Genomic DNA, 12,073 nt, shown 5'->3' with positions numbered 1-12,073 from the left:
CGCGCCAGAGGTCGCAGTACCGGCCCCCGAGGTCAAGCGCCGGTGGGGCAGCGATCATGGCCCGGCCCGCATATACGCGCGGTGGCATTCAAAGGATGCAGATTGTCAGGTTAGGGGGCGCGGGTTGCTATTGCGCCAAACTATCGAAATCGTTGAACTCTTTGAACGGCACGTCCAGCATCCAAGGGAACCTTGATTTAAAGTCCTCGTCGTCGCGCCAATTCTCGACCTCTGTCCATCTTTCACCGACGCTGACACGCGAGTCGTTCACGTCGCTCAACGTCCGGATATACATGAGTTTCCGAGTGTCGCTGGTGTAGCCGAACCGTTTCGGTGCATCCATATGGCCGATGCCGAATATGTTTTTATGGTCTTTCCTGCCAACCATCGTCAGACCCAAGTTGATGAATTTAAAGCGATGTGCCCATAACTGAACCTCGTCGTCACGCAGGCCCAATGCGTACCCCTTTGGGAATGTGTAAAAATGGGGCGTGCCCTCTGCTTCGAGCGGCTCGGCTTGCGCTAGATGCGCTCTGAGCGTTGCGATGAAATCCGAAGACAGCCCGTCATCATCATCAAGGACAACCTGAGCCACGGGATCGCTCCCTGCAAATTTTGCGATTGCGTGGCGCTGAAACTTCCTCGCCGGGCCCTGCGGCGCGAATTGTATCGTGAACTTGCCAGCCCCTAAACGGTCTTCACACATATCGGTCAGCTCTGATTTTGCCCAATCGGGCATCTGATCGCTGGAAAGGATGAAATGGTGAAAGTTATCGTCCGTTTGCGACGCTAGGCTCGCCAATGCGATATTGTTGAACAGCCATAGCCGCCGCAACAGCCTGTTTTTATCGAACAGCATCGCCGCATCTTTGGAGAAGTCGCTTTGCCATCCTGACGCCCCTAGAAACGAGAACCGAGTTGAGACAAGGATTTCAGTCGATTGGGACATTGAGCGGCTTCTCTGCGTTGTGGGCGGTTAATGTATCTTATTAAAAATTATGGACTTTTTGACTGCAAGTCAAACAAACCCGAAGTGCGCGTTGAAAGTCAGGGGCAAGGGGCTTGGGTGTTCTGCCCTTCATTCTGAAGCGGACGAAGTGCTTATGCAAGCTGCCGATTGATTGCAGCACAGGCGATGACCCGCCTGATCATAAGCAGGCGAAAACTGCATATCATGCGCTTGAAGGTGGGGAATTACGGGGGGAGAGCTAAGTGCAGGTTTCTGTTGCCAGGTACCTGCGAACCCCGCCTTAGGTCGCTAAACGTAAGGACTTAAGTTTCAATAGTTCCGGTCGCTTACGCGGCCATCGCCATTGGAGCACGATTGTCATTTGCAATTGTACATTTTACGCCGATAACGGTGGCAGTCAGCCGAGATAAAGCAACATCTTTAGACGTTCGTCGATCCTATTTCGACCCCATGATCCGCAAATGACGGATGTTTGGTGGAGTCGCCGGGTACCGCCCCCGGGTCCGAACCGCTTATTACATGCGCGTTTATACCCATAGTCCCGAAGGACACCCCAGATATAAGGGGCATGATTTGCTTTGCAAGGGGAAAGCTTTGAAAACGAAAGGTGACCCGCGGCTATCGGGCCGCGTCAATCTGTTTGCTGCGGCGGGCAAAGACGGTGCGGGCGAGGGCCTGGGTCTCTTCCTCAAGCAGGGTCAGCCCTTGGGCGGCGGCACCGGCGTCGCGGGCGGCGATGGCGGTGGCGATGTCACGATGGCGCGCGACGATGGCGTCGCGGGACCATGCGGTGAAGGTGATCATGTTCATCAGCGGTTGCATCGCTTCGACCGCACCGGCGAGTTGATAGGACAGCACCGGATTGCACGCGCCATCGACCAGCGCGCGGTGAAACGCGACATCCGCCGCGCAAAAGCCCGCGTCCGACAGATCGGGGGCGGATTGCGCGGCAAGCGCGTTTTGCATCGCGTCCAAATGATGATCCTGCCTGCGTGCCGCCGACAGGGGCGCGCAGGCGCGCTCTAGCGCGAAGCGGGCCTCGCAGGCGGTCTCGAAGCTTACGTCGTTCATCGACAAAAGCAGGGTAGAGGTGGTGATCTGCTGCGCTTGGGCGGCTTCAAAGCTGATGCGATTGACGAAAGCGCCGCCCGTTGCCCCCCGTTGCGTGCGGATCAAAGATTGTGCCGCCAACCGCTTGAGTGCCTCGCGCACCGTCGCGCGCGAGACGTTGAACTGCGCCGACAGCTCCGCCTCGGAGGGGAGGCGTTCGTCCACGATCAGCACGCCCTTGATGATGGCATCACGGATGTTCGCGGCAATATGGCTGGACAGATCAGAGGCGGTTTCTGGCGTGGAATTCATATGTCTTACATTTATGGTTTGGAAAAACTTTAATTGTCTGACATTAATTTTGCAAGATGTGAGTCGGCGGGCACCCCCACTGGCGCGCAGCTTGAACCCATGGAACCGAGGGGCCAGCCCCTCGGGCTCCCCGGAGTTTACTGGCAAAATGAAGCGGGCCCTGAATAGCGGTCCGAGACAGGAGGAATGATGTTTGATGCGTTGATGGTGAATAAGGATGAGGACACCGGCAAGACCCATGCCGAGGTCACCCAGATCGACCTTGACCGTTTGCCCGAGGGGGATGTGACCGTTGCTGTCGAATATTCGACCGTGAACTACAAGGACGGGCTGTGCATCGGGCCGGGCGGCGGCTTGGTGCGCAAGTATCCCCATATTCCCGGTATCGATTTCGCAGGCACCGTGGAGGCATCGGACGATGATCGCTACAAACCCGGTGACAAGGTCGTGCTGACCGGCTGGCGTGTGGGCGAGGCCCATTGGGGCGGTTATGCGCAAAAGGCGCGTGTGAAGGCAGACTGGCTGGTGCCGCTGCCCGAGGGGCTGGATACCCGCCAAGCCATGGCCGTGGGCACGGCGGGCTTTACCGCGATGCTGTCTGTCATGGCGCTGGAGGATCACGGGCTGGTGCCAGGCAACGGGCCTGTACTGGTGACGGGTGCCGCCGGTGGCGTGGGGTCGGTCGCGGTCGCCATCCTTGCTGCATTGGGTCACGAGGTCGCCGGTGTGACGGGCCGCCCGGATACGGCGGATTATCTAAAATCGCTCGGTGCCACGCAGATCGTCGCACGGGAAGAGTTGAATGAAACCGTTAAACGTCCGCTGGAATCCGAAACCTGGGCCGGTTGCATTGATGCCGTGGGCGGCGAGATGCTGGCGCGGGTCTTGGGGCAGATGAAATACGGCGGTTCGGTCGCAGCTGTCGGGCTCGCGGGTGGGGCAGGGTTGCCGGCCACGGTGATCCCCTTCCTGCTGCGCGGTGTGAACCTGCTGGGGATCGATTCCGTCATGCAACCCTATGACAACCGTCTGCGCGCATGGCAACGGATCGGGAAAGACCTGCCACTGTCCAAGCTTGAGGATATGGTCGTGCCTGCAACGCTGAGCGATCTGCCCAAGCTGGGGGCAGACATCCTGAACGGTCAGGTGCGGGGCCGTGTTGTGGTTGATGTGAACGGCTAAACCACCGGCACGACGGCTACGATTTGTCTGGCGGCGGCCCCTTGGGGTCGCCGTTTGGCGTATTTAGGGACAGGTACGGCCTTGACCTTGCGGGGGCAGCACTAGCTTTGCATCACCTTAACGCAAAGTGTGACATGTCCGATAAAAGTCCCATCCTTCTTTGGTATCGCCGCGATCTGCGGCTTAGCGATCATCCGGCCCTATCTGCCGCTGCAAACGCGGGGCGGCCCGTGATACCCGTCTTTATCAAGGACAAGAGTGTCGACGCCCTTGGCGCGGCACCGAAATGGCGTCTGGGTTTGGGGATCGGGGCGCTGGCGGACAGTCTTGAGGGGGTGTCGAGCAGGCTGATCTTGCGTGAAGGCGATGCGCTTGAGGTATTACAGGCTCTGATCAAGGAGACGGGCGCGGGTGCCGTCTATTGGTCGCGGCTTTATGATCCGGACAGCGTGCAGCGCGACAGCAAGATCAAAGAGACCCTGTGCAACGACGGGATAGAGGCGAAATCCTTTGGGGGGCACGTTATGTTCGAACCCTGGACGGTCGAGACCAAGGCGGGCGACTGCTATAAGGTCTATACGCCGTTCTGGAACAACGTCAAAACCCGCGATGTTGAACCGCCGCTGTCCGCGCCTTCAGACCTGCCCGCGCCGGAAAGCTGGCCCGACAGTGATGCGCTGGACGGGTGGGGCTTGGGGGCTGCGATGGACCGTGGTGCCGATGTGGTACGCCGGTTTGTCTGTCTGGGTGAAAAAGCCGCGCAGTCGCGGCTGGGGGCCTTCATGGCGCATGGGGTGGCCGACTATAAGCAGACCCGTGACATTCCCGGCACCGATGGCACGTCGAACCTTTCCGAGAACCTGTCGCTGGGTGAGATTAGTCCGCATCAATGCTGGCACGCTGCACAGCGCGCGCTGCACGACGGCAAACAGGGGGCGGAGACCTTTCTGAAAGAGCTGGTGTGGCGCGAGTTTGCCTATCACCTGATGCATCACACGCCACGGATGCTGACCGATAACTGGCGCGAGGAATGGGATGCCTTCCCCTGGAACGAGGATGAACGCCGTGCCGAGGTGAAAGCCTGGAAACAGGGGCGCACGGGCGAACCCTTTGTCGATGCCGCCATGCGCGAGCTCTATGTCACCGGCCGCATGCATAACCGGGGCCGCATGATCGTCGCGAGCTATCTGACGAAACATTTGATGTGTCACTGGCGCATCGGGCAAAAGTGGTTTGAACATTGCCTAATCGACTGGGACCCCGCGAGCAATGCGATGGGGTGGCAATGGGCGGCGGGGTCGGGGCCGGACGCGTCCCCGTATTTCCGCGTGTTCAACCCCGAGACACAGCTGGATAAATTTGATAAGAATAGAGACTACGCCAGTCGCTGGATCGCCGAAGGGCGTGCCAATCCGCATAAGGACGCGCTTGCATTCTTTGATGCGATCCCGCGCAGTTGGCCCCTGTCGGCGGATGATGACTATCCCGAAAAGATCATCGCGCTGGACGAAGGGCGCGAACGAGCCCTTGAAGCCTATAAGGGGCGAAACTTTTAACCTTTATGAAACGTGGATCTCCCACGTAACACCCATAAACCAATAAGATACGCGTCCGAGCGCATACAGGAGAGCGAATGATTTTGACCAGCACCGAGGGGCAGACTGCCCTTCCACGATATTTCTCGCGTGTTTTTGCGATGGCGCAGGAAATGCAAAACGGGCAGGTCGACTTTGTTTTGCCCGACGGGCGGTGCTTTCGCGCAACCGGAAAGAACCCGTTGCCCATTGCGGAAATTCGTATCCATAACAATGACTTGTTTGCGCGTCTTATCAGGGAGGGTGATCTTGGTTTCAGCGATGCCTACCTTGACGAATGGTGGAGCACACCGGACCTGCAGGCCTTTATGGACGTGGCCCATGCGAATGAGGATATCTACGATTCATTCCCCGGCATGGGGTTGATCCGCAAATTTGAATCCCTGCGCTTCTGGTTGCAGCGCAACAGCAAGAAGCAAGCGCGTAAGAACATCAGCTATCACTATGATTTGGGGAATGATTTCTACAAATTGTGGCTTGATGACACGATGACCTATTCAAGCGCGCTTTTCGAGGACGGCTTTCAACAATCGCTAGAGGCGGCGCAGACTGCGAAATATGCCTCTATGGTGGATCAAATGGGGGTCTCGGCTGGGGACCATGTGCTGGAAATCGGCTGCGGCTGGGGCGGTTTCGCTGAATATGCAGCGAAGGAACGCGGGCTCAAGGTCACCTGCCTCACGATCAGCAAAGAGCAGTTTAACTACGCCAAAGAACGTATTGAAAACGCGGGCTTGGCCGATGTTGTTCAGTTCAAGCTTCAAGATTACCGTGACGAGCGTGGCACCTACGATGGTATTGCCAGCATCGAGATGTTCGAAGCCGTTGGGGAGCAGTACTGGCCGTCTTATTTCAATACGTTGCACGCCTGTCTTAAACCTGGATGTCAAGCAACCTTGCAGATCATCACCGTGCCGGATCGTCGCTGGAAGGTTTACAAGCGAGGCGTTGATTTCATTCAGAAATATATCTTCCCAGGGGGGATGCTGCCAAGCCCCACGGTGTTGAAGCAACAGGTTGAGAATGCCGGACTAGCCGTTGAAAAGTCTATCGAATTCGGGAAAAGTTACGACGTCACGCTGCGCCGCTGGCATACGACCTTCAATGAGAAGTGGGAAGAGATCGCGCGCATGGGCTTTGACGAACGCTTCAAGCGGATGTGGGATTTCTACCTCACCTCTTGCGCGTCTACCTTTGACAGCGGCAATTGCGATGTGACACAGATTACCGTGAAGCGTCCGGCCTGAGGGCGCATTGCTTGTAGTCTAAGGAAATCCCGATGCCGACCGCTGCCCGCCTGACAGCCGCTTTCTGCCTGGCGCTGATGGGCTTTGCCCTTTCGCGCATGATCATGCCCCTGATGCCTGAATCCACCCAGTTCGGGTATTTCATTCCCACCAATATTGCCCTCGGGCTCGCGGTCGGGTGGCGAGTCATGGGGGCCCGTGCGGGCGGTGGCGTTTCCGAAGGGATCACCATCGGGCTGACCGGTGCCGTGGTTCTGGTGTTCTGGGGGCTGTTCATCCAGGCAGGCCGCGAGATGATCGAGAATGCGATGATGCACCGCTATGGCGGTGTCGGAGAGGCGCTGGTGGGCATGATCGGTATCGGTGCCGAATACTTCCTGATCATGGCGACGGTGCCGATCATCGCGGTCGTGTTGATTGGCGGTGCCGTCAGTGGCGTGATCACAAACCTTATCGACAGCAAGTTCCCTTGAGCCGATGACAGATCTTTTCCTCTATGGGTCGTTGCGCCATGTGCCGCTTCTTGAAATCGTGATGGGGCGCGCGGCGGACCGGCTTGACATCTCGCCGGACCGTTTGCCGGATCACATCGCCTTGTCCGTGGTCGAGGGGCCGTTCCCCTGCATCGTGCCAGCGCCGGGCCAATCCACCGAAGGGGTGTTGCTGCGCGGGCTGGGGCAGAACGATCTGGACCGGTTGAATTTCTACGAGGGCAGCTTTGCCTACGACCTGCAAGAAATCACGTTGGAAAGCGGCGCAAAGGCTTTGGGCTATTTCGCGCGGCCCGATCAATGGACAACACGTGACCCGTGGTCGCTGACGCAGTGGCAGGCAGATTGGGGTGCGCTTAGCTGCTTTGCCGCGCGCGAGGTGATGGATTATTTCGGCGTCTACACCGCCGACCGCGTGGCGCAGATGTTCCCGATGATCCGGTCGCGGGCAGCGGCGCAGGTGAATGCGCTTCGGTCGAAACACGGGGCAGGGACGCTGGACGGCAAGGTCCGGATCGACCGGATTGACCGCGCCTATACCAATTATTTCGCGCTGAACGAATATCACCTCGCGCACGAGCGTTTCGACGGCACGATGACCGATGTGCTGGAGCGTGCGGTCTTCGTCGCGACCGATGCCGCCTTGGTGCTGCCCTATGATCCGGTGCGGGATCGGGTGATGCTGGTAGAGCAGCTGCGCATGGGGCCGGTGGCGCGGGGGGATCGCGCGCAGTGGCAGCTTGAACCCATCGCGGGCCGTGTTGATCCGGGCGAAAGCCCCGAAGACGCCGCGCACCGCGAAGCGCAGGAAGAAGCGGGTCTGACCCTGCGCAAGCTTGAAAAAATCGCGGAAGTCTATGCCTCTCCGGGGGATTCTACGGAATTTTTCTATATCTATCTGGGCCTTGCCGATTTGCCCGATGATAGCACCGGCGTGAACGGGCTTGAGGCCGAAAACGAGGATATCCGGTCCCATCTCATCGGCTTTGATGCGCTGATGACGATGGTAGACCAGCTTGAAGCTGCCAATGCGCCGCTGGTGATTGCCGCTTACTGGCTTGCGCGGCATCGGGAACGCTTGAGGTTGGAAGCGCCCGCCGCTACACCGGATGTAACTTGATTTAGGAGCATCCCATGCACGTCGCATCTGATCTGGCGCAGGCCATTGGCAACACCCCTCTTATTCGTCTGCGCAAGGCGAGCGAGGAAACCGGCTGCGAGATATACGGCAAGGCAGAATTCATGAACCCCGGCCAGTCGGTCAAGGACCGTGCTGCGCTGTTCATCATTCAGGATGCCATCGCGAAGGGCACGCTGAAACCCGGCGGCACGATTGTCGAAGGCACGGCAGGCAACACCGGTATCGGGTTGGCACTGGTCGGCGCATCGATGGGGTTCAAAACCGTGATCGTCATTCCTGAAACGCAAAGTCAGGAAAAGAAAGACATGCTGCGCCTTGCCGGGGCCGAGCTGGTGCAGGTGCCCGCGGCACCCTACCGCAACCCCAACAACTTTGTGCGCTACTCGGAACGGCTCGCGAATGAACTGGCGCGCACCACGAATGAAGGTGTGATCTGGGCCAACCAGTTCGACAACGTCGCCAACCGTCAGGCGCATATCGAAACCACCGGCCCCGAGATTTGGGAGCAGACCGGCGGCAAGGTTGACGGGTTCTGCTGTGCGGTAGGATCCGGCGGCACGCTGGCCGGGATCGGCATGGCGTTGCAGCCCAAAGGCGTGAAAATCGCGATTGCCGACCCGGACGGGGCCGCGCTGCATAACTATTACACCAAGGGCGAACTGGTCGCCGAAGGCGGATCAATCGCAGAAGGTATCGGTCAGGTCCGCATCACCAAGAACCTCGAAGGGTTCACGCCCGATTTCAGCTACAACGTCTCGGACGCAGAGGCGCTGCCCTATGTCTTTGACCTGCTGCAACACGAAGGGCTTTGCCTTGGGGCGTCGTCGGGTGTGAACGTCGCCGGTGCGGTGCGTCTGGCCAAGGATATGGGGCCGGGGCATACCATCGTGACGATCCTGTGCGACTTTGGCACGCGCTATCAGTCGAAACTGTTCAACCCCGACTTCCTGCGCGAAAAAGATCTGCCCGTGCCCGCTTGGCTGGACCGCGCCCCACAATCCATTCCTGGCGTCTTCGAAGACCAATGATCGCGACGCTCAGGGGGCTTCTGGCCTGCGGTCTTCTGGCGCTTTGCCTGACGACCGCGGCTTTCGCGCAGACCGACGTCGAAGAAACGGCGGAGCAATGGGATAGTGTTGCGGTCAAGGCGGAACAATCGGTTGAAGAGGCCGACACACCGACTTCCGAACTCGACAGCTTGCGCGGGCGTATCGTCAACTACCGGTCCGAGTTCGAGGCCGCGCGCTCGCTGAACGCTGAACGTATCGCCGCGCTGCGCGACCAGCTTGCCGCCTTGGGCACAGCGCCCGAGGGCGAAAATGCCGAACCCGAAGCGCCAGAGGTGGCCAAGACCCGCGCCGACATCAACCAGCAGCTGAACACCCTGCTGGCCCCCGTGCAGATCGCAGAGCGCGAGTTTCTGCGCGCAGACGGGCTGGTGCGCGAGATCGACAAGATCATTCGCGAACGCCAGACCGAACGGCTGTTACGCACCACGCCGTCGCCGCTGAACCCCGCCTATTGGGGCCCCGCGCTGGTCGAGATGCAGGATGCGTTTGCCGCTTTCTGGCAGGAAAGTGCTGAACAGGATACGGACAGCGCGCTGAATACGTTGGAAAACAACCTGCCGACCGTTTTCTTCGCGGGTATTGCAGGCTTGCTGTTGCTGTTCCGCGGCCGTGTCTGGGCGATGAAGATTGCGCATACCCTGCGCGTTCATCAGGCGCGCGGCATGGGGATCTGGCGCTTTGTCGTTTCCCTGTTGCGCATCCTGTTCCCGCTGGTGGGGCTCTACCTGCTGACCATCGCGGCACGGCAATCGGGTTTTCTGGGCGCACGCGCGACACAGGTCGTTGAATTGCTGCCGCTGATTGGCCTGCTTATCTTCGGGTTCCGCTGGGTGTCCGAACGGGTCTTTGCCCGCGAAGAAGACGAAGCGCTTTTGCCGCTGTCTGCACAGCAACGTAAATCCGCACGGCTCTACGTGAACGCGATCACCTTCGTGATGATCCTGTCGATCGTCGCGCTGACGGTGCTTGAAATCGGCGACCCCAGCTTGGCAACACGCGCGGTGGTGCAATTCCCGCTGGCGGTGCTGACCAGCCTCGCGCTGTTCCAGATCGGTCGTATCCTGCGCAGCTACCGTGAACCCGAAGAGGATACGCCAGACGCCGATGGCATGACCAAAGCGTCGTCCCATGCGCGGGTTGTACGCAGTGCCGGGCTGGGGGCTATTGCGGTCTCTGTGGTGGCACCGCTGCTGTATGCCTTTGGCTATCAGGATCTGTCGGATGCGATCCTGCGTCCCTATGTGACGACACTGGCGGTGCTGGGGCTGGTCATGGCGCTGCAACGCTTTTCTGCGGATGTCTATGGCGCGATCACGGGGCAGGGCATTGCCGCACGCGAAGCGCTGATGCCGCTGTTCTTCGGTCTGATTTTGCTGTTGTTGGCGATGCCTGTGCTTGCGCTGGTCTGGGGCGCACGGGTCGCGGACCTGACCGAGTTATGGGCCGCATTCTCGCGCGGGTTCACCATCGGGGAAAGCCAGATCTCGCCGTCGAACCTGCTGGCCTTCGCGGTGATTTTTGCGATCGGCTATCTGCTCACGCGGCTGCTGCAAGGGGCGCTGCGCAGCAATGTCCTGCCCAAGACCAAGATCGACATCGGCGGGCAGAACGCGCTGCTGTCGGGGCTGGGCTATGTCGGGATCTTTCTGGCCGCGCTGGCCGCGATTACGGGGGCGGGCATTGACCTTAGCTCTCTTGCCATCGTTGCCGGTGCGCTGTCGGTCGGTATCGGTTTCGGTCTGCAGAACATCGTCAGCAACTTCGTCTCAGGGATCATCCTGCTGATCGAACGCCCTATTTCCGAAGGTGACTGGATCGAGGTCGGTGGCAAGTCCGGATATGTACGCGATATTTCGGTACGGTCCACGCGGATCGAAACCTTTGACCGCACCGATGTCATTGTCCCGAACGCCGATCTGGTCAGCGGTACGGTGACCAACTTTACCCGTGGCAATACCGTGGGGCGGGTCATCATTTCGGTCGGGGTGGCCTATGGCACCGATACCCGCCGTGTCGAAGCGATCCTGCGCGAGATCGCGGAGGACCAGCCGCTGGTGCTTGCGAACCCCGCGCCTAATGTGCTGCTGGTGCGTTTCGGGGCCGACGCGCTGGAGTTCGAGATCCGGGCCTTCCTGCGGGACGTGAATTGGATGATGTCGGTCAAAAGCGATATCAACCACGCCATCGTCGAACGCTTTGCCGCCGAAAACATCGAGGTGCCCTTTCCCCAGCGGGACGTATGGCTGCGCACCCGCGCGGGCGAAAAACCCTCTAAGCAGGATGGAGTGGACAGTTGAACGAGCCGATCTACCTCACCAACGCCTATGCCCGCGACAGCGCCGCCAAAGTCATCGCCATCACCGACGAGGGCGGGATCGTGCTGGACCAGACGGTGTTCTATCCCACGGGCGGCGGGCAACCGGGGGACAGCGGTTGGCTGAACTGGGACAAGCAGCGCATGCCGATCGCGACAACGGTCAAGGGGCTGGACGGATCCATCATTCTGGTTCCGGCCGAACCCGAGGAAATCCCCCAGCCGGGCACCCATGTCACGCAGAAGCTGGATTGGGACCGCCGGCACCGGCATATGCGGGTGCACAGCCTGCTGCATCTGTTGTCCGTGGTCGTGCCGTTCCCCGTGGTGGGAGGGCAAATCTCTGCCACGCATGGGCGGCTCGACTTTGACCTTGCCGATGCGCCAGAGGATCGCGACGGCATCGAGGACGCGTTGGCGTCCTATATCGCGCAGGATTTGCCGATTACGGATCACTGGATCACCCAAGAGGAACTCCAAGCCGCGCCTGAACTGGTCAAGACGTTATCTGTCGCACCACCGGTCACGGCGGCCAACGTACGTCTGGTGCAAATCGGAGAGGGTGACGCATGGATCGACCTGCAGCCCTGCGGCGGTACCCACGTTGCCCGCACCGGAGAGATTGGCGCGGTACGCCTTGGCAAGATTGAGAAAAAGGGGCGCGGCACCCGCCGGATCTACGTCCATCTCGACAGCTGAAC

General features: G+C 59.7%; 10 protein-coding genes and 1 other RNA gene. 8 read left to right on the top strand and 3 right to left on the bottom strand.

Translation table 11 applies throughout. The features are described 5' to 3' along the window. Positions 1–127: 127 nt before the first annotated feature. From AB1495_RS14225 to AB1495_RS14215, 3 genes are all read right to left on the bottom strand, one after another. Positions 128–949 carry a glycosyltransferase gene (locus AB1495_RS14225; protein ID WP_074634873.1) on the bottom strand — a complete coding sequence of 274 codons (822 nt, stop codon included), beginning with the start codon at positions 947–949 and terminating at the stop codon, positions 128–130. A gap of 262 nt (positions 950–1,211) precedes the next feature. After that, positions 1,212–1,558: a transfer-messenger RNA gene (gene ssrA / locus AB1495_RS14220) on the bottom strand. Between the two features lie 30 nt (positions 1,559–1,588). Then, positions 1,589–2,332, bottom strand: a complete 744-nt coding sequence (locus AB1495_RS14215) for a FadR/GntR family transcriptional regulator (protein ID WP_037964440.1) — start codon at positions 2,330–2,332, stop codon at positions 1,589–1,591. 189 nt (positions 2,333–2,521) lie between these two features. Between AB1495_RS14215 and acuI the strand changes: the two genes are divergently transcribed. The 8 genes from acuI (at position 2,522) to AB1495_RS14175 (ending at position 12,071) form a co-directional block, all read left to right on the top strand. Beyond that, positions 2,522–3,514 carry an acryloyl-CoA reductase gene (gene acuI / locus AB1495_RS14210; protein WP_074634874.1) on the top strand — a complete coding sequence of 331 codons (993 nt, stop codon included), beginning with the start codon at positions 2,522–2,524 and terminating at the stop codon, positions 3,512–3,514. 134 nt (positions 3,515–3,648) lie between these two features. Next, positions 3,649–5,070 carry a deoxyribodipyrimidine photo-lyase gene (locus AB1495_RS14205; protein WP_074634875.1) on the top strand — a complete coding sequence of 474 codons (1,422 nt, stop codon included), beginning with the start codon at positions 3,649–3,651 and terminating at the stop codon, positions 5,068–5,070. 77 nt (positions 5,071–5,147) lie between these two features. After that, positions 5,148–6,356: a cyclopropane-fatty-acyl-phospholipid synthase family protein gene (locus tag AB1495_RS14200; protein ID WP_037964449.1), complete on the top strand. Its 1,209-nt coding sequence runs from the start codon at positions 5,148–5,150 to the stop codon at positions 6,354–6,356. A gap of 32 nt (positions 6,357–6,388) precedes the next feature. After that, positions 6,389–6,829, top strand: coding sequence for a TrgA family protein (locus AB1495_RS14195; RefSeq protein ID WP_005853664.1), 441 nt, complete (start codon positions 6,389–6,391; stop codon positions 6,827–6,829). A 4-nt stretch (positions 6,830–6,833) separates the two neighbouring features. Further along, entirely contained in the window at positions 6,834–7,967 is a 1,134-nt protein-coding gene (locus AB1495_RS14190) for an NUDIX domain-containing protein (RefSeq protein ID WP_074634876.1), read from the top strand. A 14-nt stretch (positions 7,968–7,981) separates the two neighbouring features. After that, a complete protein-coding gene (locus AB1495_RS14185) occupies positions 7,982–9,016 on the top strand; it encodes a cysteine synthase A (protein WP_005853660.1) in 1,035 nt (344 codons plus the stop codon). Further along, positions 9,013–11,355, top strand: coding sequence for a DUF3772 domain-containing protein (locus AB1495_RS14180; protein WP_074634877.1), 2,343 nt, complete (start codon positions 9,013–9,015; stop codon positions 11,353–11,355). Before AB1495_RS14185 ends, AB1495_RS14180 begins: the two co-directional genes overlap by 4 nt. Continuing rightward, on the top strand, positions 11,352–12,071 hold the full coding sequence (locus tag AB1495_RS14175; protein WP_074634878.1) for an alanyl-tRNA editing protein: 720 nt from the start codon (positions 11,352–11,354) through the stop codon (positions 12,069–12,071). The genes AB1495_RS14180 and AB1495_RS14175 overlap by 4 nt, the downstream gene beginning before the upstream one ends. Positions 12,072–12,073: the final 2 nt, after the last annotated feature.

The sequence above is a fragment of the Sulfitobacter pontiacus genome (genome assembly GCF_040790665.1).
Taxonomy (GTDB): domain Bacteria; phylum Pseudomonadota; class Alphaproteobacteria; order Rhodobacterales; family Rhodobacteraceae; genus Sulfitobacter; species Sulfitobacter pontiacus.
This window is presented reverse-complemented; position numbering and strand designations above follow the sequence as displayed.